Here is a 16,610-nt window from a genome sequence, read left to right on the forward strand (position 1 = left end):
TACGAAATGTGATGAGTGTAAAAACAGTTTATCTTGTTGAAGATTTGATGAACTATAGCTGAAAGACCGACAATTATCAGAGAATATTTGTTATTTTGCTAATTGTATGATGCAGATAGGGCGGACAAATATAACAAAATTGTATCTGTAGTAAAATTGGTAAATCCACAAATACCTTTTTATTTGTCCCTGTTTGTCATATATTTTTGTACCCAAGTTGGGTAATCTAAAAACAAGCGCAATAGCTACTGAAAATATCTGTAACTAACTGGGACACTATGAGAATTTTGGTGACGGGTGGTGCTGGGTTTCTTGGCTCCCATCTTATTGACCGACTAATGGAAGCTGGGCATGAAGTAATATGCTTAGATAATTTCTATACAGGGCACAAACGCAACATCCTCAAATGGCTAGATCATCCATACTTTGAGTTGATCCGTCACGATATCACCGAACCAATTCGGTTAGAAGTGGATCAAATTTATCATCTAGCTTGTCCTGCTTCCCCAGTACATTATCAGTACAACCCAGTCAAAACCGTTAAAACTAACGTGTTGGGAACAATGAATATGCTGGGGTTGGCTAAACGAGTCAACGCCAGGTTCTTCTTGGCTTCAACCAGTGAAGTATACGGTGATCCTGAAGTTCATCCCCAAGTCGAAGAGTATAGAGGTAGCGTAAATCCCATCGGGATACGTTCATGCTACGACGAAGGCAAAAGAATTGCTGAAACTTTGACATTTGACTATTACAGACAAAATAAAGTCGATATCCGGGTAGTCAGGATATTTAACACCTACGGGCCAAGGATGTTAGAAAATGATGGGCGGGTGGTGAGCAACTTTATTGTTCAAGCGTTGCGGGGTAATCCCTTAACAGTTTACGGTGATGGTTCCCAAACCCGTAGTTTCTGCTACGTTTCTGACTTGGTAGAAGGATTTATCCGCCTGATGAATTGTGACTATATCGGCCCTGTGAATCTGGGAAATCCTGGTGAATACACCATTTTAGAATTGGCCCAAGCAGTACAAAACTTGATTAACCCAGAGGCGCAGATCCAGTTTGAGCCATTACCTTCTGATGATCCCCGTCGTCGTCAGCCGGATATCACAAAAGCAAAGACCTTGTTAAATTGGGAACCTACCATTCCTCTGCAAGAAGGGTTAAAACTGACAGTAGAAGATTTCCGCGAGCGTATCCAAAACGAGATCAAGTAGTCAGGCTTATTCCTGACTGCTTAAGGCTGCTCTGAATCTCCGTGCAGTCTCGCTCTCTTCGTAGCCTAGACTCTGGTAACGGGGGTTTCCCTCCTGTCTGTGGATTTCATGCTGAAAGTTTCTAATTGCAGAATAACCCGAAAAAAATTGAGGAATTAAACAAAATGCGTGTTTGCGTAATTGGTACTGGTTACGTTGGTTTAGTGACAGGTGCTTGCTTGGCTCATATCGGGCATGATGTAATTTGTGTAGATAACAACGAAGAAAAAGTCAAATTAATGAAGTCTGGGCAGTCCCCAATTTTCGAGCCGGGACTCTCAGAAATTATGCAATCTGCGATTAATACTGGGAAAATCGAGTTCTCCACAGATTTAGCAGCTGGAGTCGCCCACGGGGAAATTCTGTTTATTGCAGTGGGAACGCCCCCTTTACCTACTGGTGAAAGTGATACCCGTTATGTAGAAGCTGTAGCCCGTGGGATTGGGGAAAATCTCAACGGTGGTTATAAAGTGATCGTGAATAAATCTACAGTGCCTATTGGTTCTGGTGATTGGGTGCGGATGATTGTTTTGGATGGCATCGCTGAACGCCAGAAAACACTAGTACCCGCAGGTGGGGCAGTGATTGACGAGAAATTGCCTGAGATAGCTGCCCACTTTGACGTAATTAGCAATCCAGAGTTTTTGCGTGAAGGTTCGGCTGTTTACGACACCTTTAACCCCGACCGTATTGTGTTGGGTGGTAATAGTCCAAAAGCGATCGCCTTAATGAAAGAACTGTATGCCCCAATTGTTGAGCGTGAGTACGCTGCTGATAAGTCTTTAGCCGCTGTTCCAGTTCTGGCCACAGACCTGAGTTCAGCAGAAATGATCAAATACGCTGCTAATGCTTTTTTGGCGACTAAGATTAGTTTTATTAACGAAGTTGCGAATATTTGCGATCGCGTCGGTGCTGATGTCACTCAAGTAGCAAAAGGCATCGGTCTAGACTCTCGTATTGGTAACAAATTCTTACAAGCTGGTATTGGTTGGGGTGGTTCCTGCTTCCCCAAAGATGTCTCCGCCCTGATTCACACCGCCGATGATTACGGCTACGAAGCCCAGCTAATGAAAGCCGCTGTCAGCGTCAACGAACGCCAACGGCTAATTGCTCTAGAAAAACTCCAGCAAGTCCTGAAAATTCTCAAAGGCAAAACCGTCGGACTACTCGGACTCACCTTCAAGCCCGATACCGACGATTTGCGCGATGCCCCAGCACTCAACCTGATTGAGCAACTAAACCGACTGGGAGCCAAAGTCAAAGCCTACGACCCCATCGTTTCCCAAACAGGTCTGCGTCATGGTATTTCTGGCGTGCTAGTAGAAACTGATGCCGAACGGCTAGCTGATGGCTGCGATGCTTTAGTACTCGTCACCGAATGGCAGCAATTCAGCACTTTAGATTATGAGAAAATGGCAAAATTAATGAACCATGCCGTCATCATCGACGGTCGTAACTTCCTTAATCCCGAAGCAATGGTACAGGCTGGATTCCAATATGTAGGTGTAGGACGCTAAAAATTAAGAATTAGTTTTTTAATTTTTAATCAAATACCCAAAAAATTAAACCGCCGCCTAGATTTTTCTAGGCGGCGTTTAATTGATTTTTCATTTCAAGGAGTACGGGGAATCCGTTCTATCTCCGCATAGCCGCTAAAAATTAACTTTTGTCCCTCAGTATCTAAACGGTTGAGACGCATTTTCACCCCATCGAGGTCAAAGCGATCTAAATCGACCATATTATCCAAAATTTCCACCAACGCCACGCTCAAAGTTTGAGAAATTTCTCGTTGCGCTTCAGGCACCAGATCAAGTTCAATTTTCGGGTCTTTAAAAGAAACCCGCCGCCGTCTTTCAATGCTGATACCAACAGTCATACTCAGGGGGATGAGTTCGCCGTTGTTTAAATCCGCCTTTGCTACAAGATGCAAACGATTTTGTGGCAATAACTTGACTTGGACTTCCGTAAAAGAAACAGGTTCACCCCCAGATAATGCCGTCAAGGCTGGGACAGAAAGGTTAAGCAAGCGCTTCTTTACCAGTTCCGCCCTAAAGGAATCATTAATGCCCGATTCTGATAGAATCACTTGGGCTACCGCTTGGGTGGGTTGCTTGAGGTTGAGTTTGCCACTCATCACCGAGCCAAAATCAATGGCAACCGCATCAGTTTCAAAAGACATCTCCTCAACTGCAAAATCTCTCCGAATCACCAAGCCACGTCCGCTCATTTTAAAGCTGTCAATGCTGCCTTGCAACAGTTTGCTGGAGGGATAGCAGCGCACAAAGACTTCTACTGACTCGCTTTGGGTAAACAGGTGGCGAATCGTTTGGCTAGCGACTGTATTGAGCATCCGCTCTCCCCAATCAGTGCCTTTGGGATCTGTTAAACCAGTAAGTCCGCCGAACATTAGGTTTTGGCTCTCTAGAAGTTCTTTGTACTTTTGTAACAAACTATGAACAATACTGCAAGCGATCCCGTAATAGGTTCTGCTGATGGGTCAGAGTAGGATAACTGATGGTTGATAGCTTCCTGTATCGGATATGACATATTTTTGCTGAAAAGCATTAAATTTAGGGCAAATAGAATGTTTTAAATTTGATAACATTTAATTTAGTGCAAATTAAATGCATAATCAAAGCAATGCTAAACATCATTCGAGATATTCACTCTCTTTCTAGCTTCAAGCGCAACACATCTGAATTTCTTCAGCAGATGAAGCAAACGGGACAACCTGTTGTACTAACTGTAAATGGTAAAGCAGAGTTGGTTGTTCAGGATGCTGAGTCGTATCAGAAGCTTTTGGAACTGCTGGAACAGTTGGAAACAATTGCGGGAATTAGAAAGGGGTTAGAGGATATAGACGCAGGTAAGACAAGACCTGTTGAAGAATTTGAGCGAGAAATGCAGCAAAAATATGGCATTTCAAGTTAGAACAACCGAGGCTGCGGATGCTCAAATTGAGGCAGCATATTTGTGGCTGAGAGATTACAACCCAGCCTATGCAGATCAATGGTTTAGAGGATTGATGAATGCAATCGCCTCTCTTCAGGAAAAACCTCGTCGCTGTGCATTAGTTTCAGAACGTGAAGTATTTTCTGAGGAAGTACGCCAACTCTTTTATGGGAAGTCAAGAAGTACCTACCGGATTTTGTTCGCAATTCGGGATGACACTGTTTATGTGCTTTATGTGCGCCATAGTTCACAAGCACTCTTGACGACTGATGATGTTGATAAGGACGAATGATAGTGTTATTAGTCGCTTAGAAGTGGGAATACTTGAAGAAAGTATAAACTTCTCACCACTACTGACAATGACACAGCCAAATACTATAGAACTTGCAAAGCAGGGTGATACAGATGCGATTAATACTCTGGTAAATGAGTGGTTAAACTCGCCCAGTATTAAGACAAAAACCACTCTAAAACAAGATTGTCTACAAATAATGCTGGAATCGGCCAAAGTTCCAGAGCAGCAATCATTAGTTCCACTGATTCGTGATGCATTAATGAATTTAAATATTCAATCTATTACAAAAGTCAAAATATATGGAAGAGAGACAGGAGAAGATTTTCCAGATTGGCAACAAGAATTTGAGTTAGAAGTAAAACTCAATTCCTCTTTGTCACTACCTCAAACAGACGGTAAATTATCTGTTCAAAAACCATCTTTTTTCAATTCGCTGTTTGGGGCTATAGCAGGAACCGCCGGGGCAGTTGGCGGGGCTGCGGCTCAAGCTGGACAAGCTGTTGCAGGGGCTGCTGTAGGCATCGGTGGGGCCATAACAGAAACTGCGGGAACAGTTGGCGGCGCTGTTGTAGGAGCTGCTGAAGGTATTGGTGGGACTATAGCAGGAACCGCTGGAGCAGTTGGCGGCGCTGCTGTTCAAGCTGGACAAGTTGTTGCAGGGGCTGCTGTAGGCATCGGTGGGGCTATTGGTGGCGCAGCTTTACAAGCAACACAAATAGTAGGGCAAGCACTAGCAATTGTTGGTAATAATCCCCAGTTGCAAACAGCGGTCAAATCTCTAAATAAGGACTGGTTGAATCCTTTAATTCAACAGGTTGATTTGGTTAAAGCCGAGGCTATAGTCAGAGATTTACAGCAAAAATATCCAAATGAACAACCAGCAGAGATCGCCCATCATCTCATGCTAGGAAAAGCTGTTGAAGCAGGAGGAACAGGGCTTGTTAGTAGTGTTGTACCAGGACAAGCAGCACTAATGTTTGCAGTAGATTGGGCTGCTACAGCTGCATTATCGGCGGAGTTAGTTTATCAAATTGCTGCTGCCTATGGGCTGGATTTACAAAATTCAGAGCGGAAAGGTGAAGTAGTGGCAATTTTTGGTTTAGGATTAGGTGGAAAAACAGCAATTAAAGCTGGTTTGGGTTTGTTGCGAAACCTGCCAGTTGCAGGAGCAGTAATTGGTGCTAGTTCAAATGCAGTAATGATCTATGCATTAGGTTATGCAGCTTGTAAATTTTATGAGGCAAAGCAGAATCCATTAACTTTAGAAGCAACCTTGATAGATGCTCAAGCAGAGAGCGAAAAATATCTCGAAGCTGCTATTTCTCAAGAGAAGATCATGGATCAAATTCTAGTTCATGTTGTGTTAGCAGGTAATCCAGATAAATCTTGGGAGGATATTTTGCCAGAATTACAAGCTGCTAACCTTAGCCCTGCCTCAATTGAGGAAATTGCCACTCACATCAAATCACCACCATCTTTAGAAAGATTACTTGAGCAAATTAATAGTGATTTTGCTGTACCTTTACTAGCCCAATGTGAAAAAATTGCTAATTTAGATGGGGTAATTACACCTGAAGAATCTAATGTCATAGAAGCTATTAACCAAAAGTTAAATTATTTATTGTTTAGCGACATTAAATGAAGGTAGGATTTCTATGGAATAAGCTAATCAAGCGATCCGCTTTCTCAACACTACAGAAGTGTGATCGCCCTACATCATCCCCCAACTATCTAAAAAGATATTGACATTGATTAAATTTATTTAGCACTTAACCGATTTTATTTAAACAAATTGGTGCGTTACACTATTACTAAAACAGAATATCAACAAGATGTCCAAGTTTCGCAAGGTTTTAAAAACTGCCTTAGTCAATTTTTCTATATTTGCATTAACATATGCATACTTCTCTCAATCCGTATCGGCTGGTACACCATTCTATGATGGTAACTGTCGTACATACGAAAGAACATCAGATAATTTCAAAATGCCAGCAGTTGATACAGCAGATTTACTCACCAGAAAGCATTTTATTACTAATCGAAAAGAATATTTTTTAACTGTGGTGCATTTTCAGGATGGTACAGCAGTTTTATGTATTACTCAATCTAATTATCGCTATATGAAAAAACTGAATAATGTTCAAAAAATTCAAGGTCAGATTATTTACCAAGTAGTCCAAAAAACTAAAAGAAATGCTACATTTCTGATTACTCTTAAAGAGCGTAACCGCTCAAATGTACCGATAACAGTTTATCATCTAAATCTGAATAACCCTGATAAACCAGTGGTAACGCTAGTGAAGAGACGTTAGAAATTTGAAACGGTTACAAGTACTTGATAGGTAGCAGAAGGTGCAGATTCACTATTACTACCTTTTGGATTGGAGATGATTAAACTTGCCAACAGGTTTAATTAAAATCTTAAATTAATCCGAATAAACTGATTAGCCAGGTTTATCAGTAACATTTATGACTGTATTTGAGAGACTCAACAAACTATTAGTAAGTTAAGTCTACATCAAATATAAATAGGAGAATATTTTGCCCAAAAATTTGGTAGCTTTTATAGCTAGTTTTATTTTTAGCATTGTAGCTATAATTGTGATTCAATGGCTGATTAAATTCTTCAATATTCCTGCGTTTACTAGTGTTAGTATTGCTTTATTTTGCAGCTACAGCTTGATTATTTTTAGTTTAATATATAATTTTCTATTTAAAAATAAGATAAATAAATAAACCAAGCATCCGTGATAGAGAAAATCCAAATGCCTCAACCAGCGTGACTAGTTGATTAAAAGTGGTAATTCGTGCGTTAGGGAACGCACGCTACGGGTAAAATGCGTAGGCGAAGCCCGTCATAGACATCGCCTATCCCCTACCTCGTCAACAACCGCCGGCGCAAATTATCCAAAGCTGCATTTGCACTCACATGACGAGTTAAAGCACGTCCCCGGATAGTCCCAAAGCGATACTCAAAACTGGTCACTTCATCCTTTGGCCCCGCTAAACCGACATATACCAAACCCACCGGCTTCTCATCAGTTCCCCCAGTCGGGCCAGCAATTCCCGTAATACTTAATCCCCAAGTAGTCGAGAGACGGGTTTTTACCCCAATGGCCATCTGTTCAGCTACAGTCGCACTCACAGCCCCAAATTTATCTAAATCTTCTGGGTTAACCCCCAGCAAACCAACCTTTACCGAATTATCGTAAGAAATTACCCCACCCCAAAAGTATTCAGAACTACCAGAAATCTCTGTCAACATTTGCCCTAAACCGCCACCAGTGCAGGATTCAGCCACCGATAAGGTTTCCCTTGATATCCGTAACAACTTACCCACCACAGAAGCCAGGGTTTCATTATCAGCACCGTAATAATCTAAACCTGCAATATCTATAAGTTGTTTGGCAATTGGTGCAATTAATTCCTCTGCGGCTGCTGCTGAAGTTGCTTTAGCAGAAACTCGCAGCCTGACTTCTCCCTTACCTGCATAAGGTGCTACCGTCGGATTAAGTAAATTCAGGTAAGCCGAGACTTTTTCCGCCAAAGCAGATTCACCAATTCCCCAAAATCTTAAACTCCGGCTGTGAATAATTTCCTGACCCCAACCTTGACTTTTAAGAAAGGGGACTGCTGTTTGTTCCCACATCCGATACATTTCACTAGGAACACCGGGAAAGGTGAAAATTGTTAAATTTGGTCGGGGTTGCCAAATGATACCGGGTGCAGTACCTGTGGGGTTGGGTAAAACTTTTGCCCCTTGGGGAATTAAGGCTTGTTTGCGGTTGCTTGGCGTCATTTCCCGACCGCGTTGAGCGAATTTCTCAGCTATATCTTCGATAACTTCTGGGTCTTCTACCAAGGGGACACCAAAAAAATCGGCGATAGTTTCACAAGTGAGGTCATCTGGTGTGGGGCCAAGACCACCGGTAAAAATAAGAATTTGTACTCTGGAAGCAGCAATTTCTATAACTTGCTTGAGTCTTTCTGGATTATCCCCAACCACAGTTTGATAGTAGTGGGGGATGCCTAACTGGGCTAACTGCTGGGCAAGATATTGAGCATTGCTGTTGAGGATATCTCCTAGCAGCATTTCAGTACCAACACAAATAATTTCTGAACTCATCGGATTTAGGAATGGTTAATTGCTAGGAAAAATTATGATTTTAGGACTTACGCACTATAAAAATTTACCCTCTTTTTAGGCTTTTTTGATGCTGGGAAGCAATCCTACCTGTAGGGTGGGCCAAGAGACGTATTAAAAAACTATTTAAACTGCCTGAAAAAAGGATAAATTTGTCCTGTGAGTAAGTCCTGATTATGTAAGGTTTTTTATTTAAATCCCTTTTCAGGAATCAAACTGGATTCCTATATAATTGCTATGTTTTTACTCCAACGGGGGCAAATTATTCGGGTCAATACCTTGAGATTGTAAATAAGCAATCAATCGTTCTTTTTGCTGGCGTTCTTGTTCAGCACGTTGGCGTTCTTGTTCAATTTGTTCCACAGCCCAAGGTAACAAATTCCCCGCTTCATCCCACCAGCGCAACCAATAACCAGGGCGAGTTTCTTTTGTTCCTTGCCAAGTTCCCAAAAATAAGCCCATTGTCTCAACCCAATGACGGCCGTTTTCATCGGGTTGCTTTAACTCATAGCGTCTATTTTCTAGTTGATAAAATTCCAATAAACCGCTATCTGGTTCAAAAATAATGTAGATGGGAACCTGCAAAATTTGCTCGTAGAAAAACCATTTTCCTGGTGGATAAGTTCGCTTTACTGAATATTCACCCCCTTCTGTGTCGGAGAGAAATTCCATGACAATTTCTGGAATCTCACCTTCTAAATGGGGTGTATAACTTTTGCGATTTCCCAAAAATTCTTTAACTGATGGGACATAAACCCAGTCAGGTGCTTTGATAATAAATTGCTCGTTGACGGTTGCACAAAGACCAAAATTTGAGGCGATCAACATCTGGGGTTTGATGAATCCACTAATCTCTAGGCTTTCACGCAAGGCACCAGCTAAAAGTGGTTGACCGGTATTCTCCACTGGTTCATCCTCTAATTGAAAATCGTTGGGCAACGCTTCCCAAGAGATTACCAGTTCAGTTAGGGATTTGGCTTCACGGAGTTGGGTTGCCATAAACACAGCATGAATTTAAATTTATGCTTTAATTTTATCTTCATTGCGCTTCCCGTGGGATTGGCATTGGGAAACCGCTGAATAAATTCACACAGTTTGTCAAAAGGACGCTTTATTATCAGCGCTGGGGGGATAAAAATACATATTTCCTTTTTTGTCCTAAATAAATTCAGTGGTTTTATTGTGAGTTTTGATGGTGTAGTTTTAACGAAAATCAAGACTGTCGAGAAAGTCTCCATACTCGCCAGATAGCGTAACTTAAAAGTGAGGTGGCGGCACAGGCGTAAGTAATGCCACTAGGGATGCCAGCAATAGCTAAAGCCAAGCTTCCCACCCACAGAGTTAAAGAGTAAATAAACAAAACTGTTAATCTGTGGGACAAACCTGCCTGTAGCAGACGGTGATGCAAATGGCTTTTATCCGCCACAAAAGGCGATTTGCCCCGACGTAACCGCGCTAAAATCACGGCTGACATATCAACAATTGGGACTGCCAAAATTAGATAGGGCAATAACACAGCAGTGAAAGCAGGGATTTTCACTAAACCAATTACACCGACAGCGGCTAGGGTGAACCCCATAAAATAAGCCCCGCCATCTCCCATAAAAATTTGTGCGGGGTTGAAATTATAGCGGAGAAAACCTAGGGCGGCACCTGCCAAAGCGGCAGCAATTAGGGCTGCTGCTGGTTGGCGCATAAACAGGGATACCACCAACATCACTACAGCGGCAATTCCAGATACGCCAGCGGCTAATCCATCTAAACCGTCAATCCAGTTAATGGCATTGACCATCCCCACCAGCCAAATGATTGTGATTGGTAAACTTAGCCCTGCTAGGTTAACTATGCCGACTGTGGGAACGCTAATAAAATCTATACTTACGCCTGCTTTCCATGCAGCAGATGCCACAATCACTTGCATTAGCAGGCGTCCTAGGGGAGAGAGGTTTAATAAATCGTCTGCTAAACCGATGAGAAAAAAGCCCACACCTCCTAAAATAACACCCCAAATTTGCCATTCTTTTTCTAGTGACAAATTGCCAAATCCGCCTAACCACCAGACAATTAATAGGGAGGCAAAAGTACCTGCGAAGATAGAAACTCCTCCCAGGCGAACCATCGGACGTTGATGAACTTTGCGATCGCCTGGTTGATCTACTCGTCCGCTTTTGATACCAATGTTTTTGACATCAGGGGTAGTCCAGAGAACGACTACTGCGGCGACTAGGAAGGCAATCAGATGATAAATCTGAGCAGGCATCAGTATTTTTTTCTAAGTAGTTTGCTAGACAAAAGCGGGTGAGGGCAGTTTCTACCTATATCTACTACATTTGGGTCAGTTATCAGCATCGGAATTTGAGATTTTAGACGCTTTCCAAAATCTCAAATCTCAAATTGCTTAAGCTAGCACTGGTACGGGAATTTCTAGGTGAGAATACAAGGGGAAGCGATCGCACAATGCTGCCACCCGTCGCCGACAATCATGGGTAACTGTGTCAGAATCAGGGTCAAGCAGGCGATCGGCAATAATATTCCCAATCTCCGCAAATTCTGCAACTCCCAAGCCCCGCGTAGTCATAGCTGGAGAACCCAACCTCAGACCACTAGTAACAAAGGGCGACTGGGGATCAAAGGGAACTGTATTTTTATTGGCCGTAATATTTATCCCACTCACCAACTGATCTGCCCGCTTACCCGTCATGCCAATAGACTGTAAATCCACTAACATCAAATGGTTATCAGTGCCATTAGACACTAGTTTTAAGTCTCGGTTTTGCAGTTGAGTTGCCAAGGAACGGGCATTTTCAATCACTTGAGCAGAATAGGTGGCGAACTCTGGCTTCAAAGCTTCGCCAAAAGCTACTGCCTTACCAGCAATAACATGTTCCAATGGCCCACCTTGAGAACCAGGGAAAACTGATTTATCTAGCTTTTTACCGAGTTCTGCATCACGGGTCAAGATTAAACCACCCCTAGGGCCGCGTAAAGTTTTATGAGTCGTTGTTGTCACTACATCACAATCAGGAATTGGATTGGGATGCAGACCAGAAGCCACTAAACCAGCGATGTGAGCAATATCCGCCAGTAAGTAAGCACCGATTTCATCAGCGATGCTGCGAAACTTGCCAAAGTCAATGACACGGGGATAAGCTGAATAACCACAAATCAGCAGCTTAGGACGCTCCCTTAGCGCCAGCTCGCGAATTTGATCATAATCCAATTGTTCTGTTTGCTGGTTAACGCCGTAGTGACAAACTTGGAACCATTTACCCGAAACATTTACTGGTGAACCGTGGGTGAGATGTCCCCCATGAGACAAATCCATCCCCATGATTTTGTCCCCTGGTTGCAGCAGTGTCAAGAAGACGGCAAAATTCGCTTGTGCCCCAGAATGGGGTTGTACATTGGCATGAGCAGCACCAAACAGTTGTTTGGCTCGGTCTATCGCCAGTTGCTCAATTTTATCAACAAACTCACAGCCGCCATAGTAGCGTTTACCAGGCAACCCTTCAGCATACTTATTTGTCAGTACAGAACCTTGGGCCGCCAGCACAGCGGCAGAGGTAAAGTTTTCGCTAGCAATCAACTCTAAGTGGTCACGTTGACGCTGTAGTTCTTGGTTAATTAACTCCCCAATCGCAGGATCAGAGGATGTAAGAAAGTCTGAGTTAGTCTTGGTCACTGGAACTATCCTTATGGAAATTTGGACAATGGGTAGATTTTAGTTAGGTGCAGCACCGAAGTAACCGTCTGATAGTCGATAGTTCAATGTTTTTTGGACTGCTGACTATTGACGTTGATTGGTGGTGACTTATTTATTATTAGATACCAGCCTAATTAATGCGTTAATGATCATCGAGCTTCTTCGCAGAGAATATCAAGTTTGACATTCCCTCTCACTAACTTAACGGGGATGCGATCGATCTGGCTGCCTCTGCTAAAACATTGTGTAAGAATTTATGTATTATTTTTTACTAATATCCTCTGTTCCAAGATATACAACATACAATGAATTAAGGTGTATTTAGCAATATGAAAGCTATTGCCCACATTTTTGCCAACAAGAGGGCTTTGGTTGTTTTATTGGCATGTTCCGCCAGATAAAATCGCAGGAGTTGACGACCCGCAGCCAGCGACTATCCTACCTGACTCTGCTCTTTGGGTGTCTACCAAGCGTGTTCTCTCCGAAGTGGAATGTGGGTAGCAATAAGGATTTACGGAGGGATTAGATGCTAGTCATTTTAATGGACGATCAAATCCTTGCCCCTGAGCAGGTTTGCCAATCTTGTCTACTCGCCGACGGGAGCGGTCAACCCCGCTGGCGTGGTGGTCAACTCCGCTGTGGTCAAGCTATTCGCAAGTTCACTGAACAGCAGCCGAACCAGTATAAGTGTATGATGGGTTTCCGCATTGCTTATATAGAATAATCTGATTTGCGAGCAAGACCAAGCAACTGCGTTATCCTAGGCTCAAGTAAACGTTGAAATTTCACCACAGGAGAACGCACGATGACTTGGCGCGGGTCTACAACAGTTTCCGACCGACTTTTTGCTTGCTTACCTTATTTACTACCCCTAATTGATGGTCTAGTATTCGGTAGCATTTTGTTGGCACAGTTTCCGCCACTGCAATTGCTATTTTTGCCCCTGCTACCGGTGAAAGCAATTTACGATAGCATAGGACAAATTGGTCAACTGCTCGCGTTCTTCGCTTTATTCCTCTTGGTGGTAAGAAACGAAAAAATAAGTCACTTCATCCGTTTCAACGCTATGCAGGCAATACTTTTGGACATCATTATATTTTTGTGTTCCATACTGCTGAAAATTTTGGTGCCGATTCCTGGTGCGGGATTTGCAATAGAAACGGTAGCTAACACTATCTTTTTAGGCGTAGTAGCATCTGTGGTATATTCTGTTATCCAGTCACTGAGCGGGCGTTATGCGGAAATTCCGGCGATTTCTGATGCTGTGCATATGCAAGTGCGCTAGAGGTTAACGGGCTACCACGGTATTTTCTAGGCGGCCGATACCTTCAATTTCTACGCGCACGCGATCGCCTAAGTGCAATGCACCAACTCCAAAGGGCGTACCCGTTAACACTACATCCCCTGGCAACAGCGTCATCACTTGACTGATATAGGACACCAGAAAGTCTGGGGGAAACACCATCTGATCGATACAGGCAGATTGCACTGGGTTCGGGTCGTCATTCAAAAAAGTCTGCAATTTGGCTCCTGGATTTAATTCCCTTACCACCCAAGGCCCCAAGGGACAGAAAGTATCAAAACCTTTGGCTCTTGTCCATTGACCATCTTGTTTTTGTAAATCCCGCGCTGTCACATCATTGGCGATGGTATAACCCCAAATTTTGGTTTGGGCTAACTCTGGTGTACAGTCACAGGTGCTCGAGCCAATCACGACTGCCAACTCTCCTTCATAATCTACCCGTTGCGACTGGCGAGGATACTTAATTTCCGTCTCTGAGGCGATGATAGATGTAGGTGGCTTCAGAAAGAGCAATGGTTCAGCAGGCACAGAAGTTCCCATTTCAGCAGCATGGTCTGCATAATTCTTGCCTACCGCCACAATTTTTGAGGGCGCACAAGGCGCCAGAATTTGGTAATTATTTGGTTCCAAGATTAAATCAGTGGGTTGGCCATGCAACCAAGGTGGAGCATCCAACACTTCCACATTCAGGGATGGTTGTAGTAACCCATAGTAAATCTGTCCTTCTTGATTTTGAACTCGCAAATAGCGTTGCGCCATAACCTTGATTAATATCCTTACTTTGGCAGATTTGGCTAATCATTCAAATTGAAAACTGGTAAGATTATAGTTCCTTGTTGCTTCCGATGTTGATGGGTGCTGGTATCGTATATTACCATGCTTGTATAAATTAACATCAGCAGCCAATTTGTCCATAAGGAAACTAAAAACCATGACGACAGTTTACGAGACAATGTACATCCTGCGCCCTGACTTGGGAGACGAGCAGGTAGAGCAAGCAATTACTAAATACCAAAGCTTGCTCCGTGAACAAGGATCTGAGGAGATCCAAATTCAAAATCGTGGCAAGCGTCGTCTTGCTTATGAAATCAAAAAGCACCGGGATGGCATCTACATCCAATTCAACTACACGGCACCCGCAAAAGCGATCGCTCCATTAGAACGGGCTATGCGATTAAGCGAAGAAGTGATTCGCTATTTAACAGTTAAGCAAGAAGTCCACGAAGAAAAACCAGCTAAAGTTGCGGCAACCGTCTAGGACAGTGCTGAGTTTTGAGTAACGAGTAACGAGTAACGAGTGCTGAGTGTCACAACTCAGTACTCAAAACTAAGTTAGATAAAAATCCAAAAAATTTCTTGATGACTTTTTCCTGATTGCAGATGGGAATGCTAAATTAACAAGTACTTGCCAAAGGCAGTATCATCGCAGTTATACCAAGAGAGCTGTAAGCCACTGTGAGCCAATCTGACACCCCCAACATCCAAGCTCTTTCTACGGAAGTATCGCAGTTGCGCCAAGAGTTGCAACTTCGCGATCAATTAGTACAGCAGCTATCTCAAGAACTCTTCCGGCTGGTAAAAGGAAATACTAATTTCATGCCCCAGCGCTCGGAGCCAGAGCGGGATCTGAGTCAGTTGCAGGCTTTACGAGAACAACTCCAAGCTGTTGAACAGCAGGTGACGTTCTACCAAGAGCAAATTACAGTTCGTGACGCCGAAATTTACCAATTGCGCCAGTCAGTGCAAGAACTCACTGATCGCAGTCGGATGTTGGAGCAAGTAGTACAGGAGTTACCGCAAATTTACCGCCGTAAGTTTGAGGAACGTATGGCTCCAGTGCGAGAAAAGGTGACAGTGCTACAACGGGAAAATCGCCAACTACAGGCTGAGCTGCAAAGCGTGAGTTACCGTTTAGCAGTAAAAACCCGGCATACTACTCATAGCGGCATTGATTTGCCAAACTTTCCCCGCACGGCATCTGGACAAAGTAATATGTCTACTCCCCAGAATGCCTAAAGATATGATTGTGGTGCAATCTAAACAATTAGCCGATAAGCTCCTGAAATTTGCTACTAAAAAATTGTAGTCCGCAGTCCCTAAAATAAATTGCGGGGGCTGCGAACTCATAGGAATTAATTCCTCTCCATGCTATATTCGTGTGTCATTTCCGTCGGCAAAACTGCTAGTCGGTCTCGCCATACTTTATATAGATGGTATAAAAATTTAGTCTGCTAGCACAAAATTGTTATCCTTAACGATAGATAAGATATCTTCCTCGCTGTTAAAAATTTCAAACACTGAATCCAGTTGGGTAAGTTCCAAAATCAATCGTACAGGGGTTTGTACGTTGCAAAGAACTAAGCGACAACCACTCTGGCGTGCGGCTTTGAGTCCTATTACCAAGGGGACTAGTCCAGAGCTATCCATGAAATCCACTGCCGCTAGATCGATAACCCAGAGTTGATCGGCTTGGGGCTTTATTGCAGCCATCTTTTCGCTCAAAGCCATACCACCCTGTAAGTCTATAGCTCCTTGGGGTTCGAACAAAATCACTTGGCGTTCTTGTGTCAGAGTCATAAATTTAACTGAGTAGTTGATACACTTAACAAAAAGAAAATTTGACATCAATGCTGCTTCTGTTTCAACGGCGAAATTACCGTTTTATCCAAATGTATTGGGACTTTGCGTAATGCAATTTAGCTTTTGTTTCAGTATTTATGCCGTATAATTTATGATATTTAACCCAGTATAGGCACAAGTGCCTGGTAATTTCGGTATCAAAGTTATCTTTTACAAGATATTTATAAAAATCTTGGCTTTTTATAAATTATTTATAAATTTTTTGAATTTAGCCGACAATAAATCAACTTTTGTGGTAAATAACGCTGATTAGCTAATAGTCAATAGTCAAAATTCAACAGTTAACATAGATTAAAGATTATTGGTTTCAGCCGTGG

Annotated in this window: 17 protein-coding genes; 10 read left to right on the forward strand and 7 right to left on the reverse strand. The window is 42.8% G+C overall.

The annotated features are described in order from the left end of the window. Nucleotides 1-278: 278 nt before the first annotated feature. Nucleotides 279-1,217 carry a UDP-glucuronic acid decarboxylase family protein gene (locus CYLST_RS15170; protein WP_015208603.1) on the forward strand — a complete coding sequence of 313 codons (939 nt, stop codon included), beginning with the start codon at nt 279-281 and terminating at the stop codon, nt 1,215-1,217. 164 nt (nt 1,218-1,381) lie between these two features. Continuing rightward, nucleotides 1,382-2,773, forward strand: coding sequence for a UDP-glucose dehydrogenase family protein (locus tag CYLST_RS15175; RefSeq protein ID WP_015208604.1), 1,392 nt, complete (start codon nt 1,382-1,384; stop codon nt 2,771-2,773). 95 nt (nt 2,774-2,868) lie between these two features. Here CYLST_RS15175 and CYLST_RS15180 read toward each other — a convergent pair whose 3' ends face one another. Continuing rightward, nucleotides 2,869-3,663 carry an LmeA family phospholipid-binding protein gene (locus tag CYLST_RS15180; protein ID WP_015208605.1) on the reverse strand — a complete coding sequence of 265 codons (795 nt, stop codon included), beginning with the start codon at nt 3,661-3,663 and terminating at the stop codon, nt 2,869-2,871. A 233-nt stretch (nt 3,664-3,896) separates the two neighbouring features. On the opposite strand from CYLST_RS15180, the gene CYLST_RS15185 reads away from it, so the two are divergent. The 4 genes from CYLST_RS15185 (at nt 3,897) to CYLST_RS15200 (ending at nt 6,815) form a co-directional block, all read left to right on the forward strand. Continuing rightward, nucleotides 3,897-4,187 carry a type II toxin-antitoxin system Phd/YefM family antitoxin gene (locus CYLST_RS15185; RefSeq protein ID WP_015208606.1) on the forward strand — a complete coding sequence of 97 codons (291 nt, stop codon included), beginning with the start codon at nt 3,897-3,899 and terminating at the stop codon, nt 4,185-4,187. Continuing rightward, on the forward strand, nt 4,171-4,500 hold the full coding sequence (locus tag CYLST_RS15190) for a type II toxin-antitoxin system RelE/ParE family toxin (protein WP_015208607.1): 330 nt from the start codon (nt 4,171-4,173) through the stop codon (nt 4,498-4,500). The genes CYLST_RS15185 and CYLST_RS15190 overlap by 17 nt, the downstream gene beginning before the upstream one ends. After that, a complete protein-coding gene (locus CYLST_RS15195) occupies nt 4,481-6,145 on the forward strand; it encodes a hypothetical protein (RefSeq protein ID WP_015208608.1) in 1,665 nt (554 codons plus the stop codon). Before CYLST_RS15190 ends, CYLST_RS15195 begins: the two co-directional genes overlap by 20 nt. 190 nt (nt 6,146-6,335) lie before the next feature. Next, nucleotides 6,336-6,815, forward strand: a complete 480-nt coding sequence (locus CYLST_RS15200; RefSeq protein WP_015208609.1) for a hypothetical protein — start codon at nt 6,336-6,338, stop codon at nt 6,813-6,815. A 563-nt stretch (nt 6,816-7,378) separates the two neighbouring features. Here CYLST_RS15200 and CYLST_RS15210 read toward each other — a convergent pair. The 4 genes from CYLST_RS15210 to glyA form a co-directional block, all read right to left on the reverse strand. Beyond that, nucleotides 7,379-8,629 carry a competence/damage-inducible protein A gene (locus CYLST_RS15210; protein WP_015208610.1) on the reverse strand — a complete coding sequence of 417 codons (1,251 nt, stop codon included), beginning with the start codon at nt 8,627-8,629 and terminating at the stop codon, nt 7,379-7,381. 261 nt (nt 8,630-8,890) lie between these two features. Further along, the gene (locus CYLST_RS15215; RefSeq protein ID WP_015208611.1) at nt 8,891-9,646 is read right to left on the reverse strand and encodes a Uma2 family endonuclease; all 756 of its coding nucleotides are present in this window, start codon (nt 9,644-9,646) and stop codon (nt 8,891-8,893) included. A gap of 214 nt (nt 9,647-9,860) precedes the next feature. Then, nucleotides 9,861-10,907 (reverse strand): glycosyltransferase family 4 protein, encoded by a 1,047-nt coding sequence (locus CYLST_RS15220; RefSeq protein ID WP_015208612.1) that lies wholly within the window; start codon nt 10,905-10,907, stop codon nt 9,861-9,863. A gap of 138 nt (nt 10,908-11,045) precedes the next feature. Next, complete coding sequence (glyA, locus tag CYLST_RS15225) at nt 11,046-12,329, reverse strand: serine hydroxymethyltransferase (RefSeq protein ID WP_015208613.1); 1,284 nt, start codon at nt 12,327-12,329, stop codon at nt 11,046-11,048. A gap of 547 nt (nt 12,330-12,876) precedes the next feature. Here glyA and CYLST_RS15230 point away from each other — a divergent pair. Then, nucleotides 12,877-13,074, forward strand: coding sequence for a hypothetical protein (locus tag CYLST_RS15230; RefSeq protein WP_015208614.1), 198 nt, complete (start codon nt 12,877-12,879; stop codon nt 13,072-13,074). A gap of 81 nt (nt 13,075-13,155) precedes the next feature. Next, nucleotides 13,156-13,635: a Tic20 family protein gene (locus tag CYLST_RS15235; RefSeq protein ID WP_015208615.1), complete on the forward strand. Its 480-nt coding sequence runs from the start codon at nt 13,156-13,158 to the stop codon at nt 13,633-13,635. 3 nt (nt 13,636-13,638) lie between these two features. Here CYLST_RS15235 and CYLST_RS15240 read toward each other — a convergent pair whose 3' ends face one another. Beyond that, on the reverse strand, nt 13,639-14,412 hold the full coding sequence (locus CYLST_RS15240) for a fumarylacetoacetate hydrolase family protein (protein WP_015208616.1): 774 nt from the start codon (nt 14,410-14,412) through the stop codon (nt 13,639-13,641). Nucleotides 14,413-14,584: 172 nt separating this feature from the next. Here CYLST_RS15240 and rpsF point away from each other — a divergent pair, with 172 nt between their 5' ends. Together rpsF and CYLST_RS15250 are read left to right on the forward strand one after the other, a co-directional pair. Next, nucleotides 14,585-14,911: a 30S ribosomal protein S6 gene (gene rpsF, locus CYLST_RS15245; RefSeq protein WP_015208617.1), complete on the forward strand. Its 327-nt coding sequence runs from the start codon at nt 14,585-14,587 to the stop codon at nt 14,909-14,911. Between the two features lie 197 nt (nt 14,912-15,108). Beyond that, entirely contained in the window at nt 15,109-15,669 is a 561-nt protein-coding gene (locus CYLST_RS15250) for an Npun_F5560 family protein (protein WP_015208618.1), read from the forward strand. A 207-nt stretch (nt 15,670-15,876) separates the two neighbouring features. On the opposite strand, the gene CYLST_RS15255 is transcribed toward CYLST_RS15250, so the two are convergent. Then, on the reverse strand, nt 15,877-16,230 hold the full coding sequence (locus CYLST_RS15255) for an STAS domain-containing protein (protein ID WP_015208619.1): 354 nt from the start codon (nt 16,228-16,230) through the stop codon (nt 15,877-15,879). Between the last annotated feature and the right edge of the window lie 380 nt (nt 16,231-16,610).

Origin of the sequence: Cylindrospermum stagnale PCC 7417, from assembly GCF_000317535.1 — a bacterium.
In the GTDB taxonomy this organism is placed as follows: Bacteria; Cyanobacteriota; Cyanobacteriia; order Cyanobacteriales; family Nostocaceae; genus Cylindrospermum; species Cylindrospermum stagnale.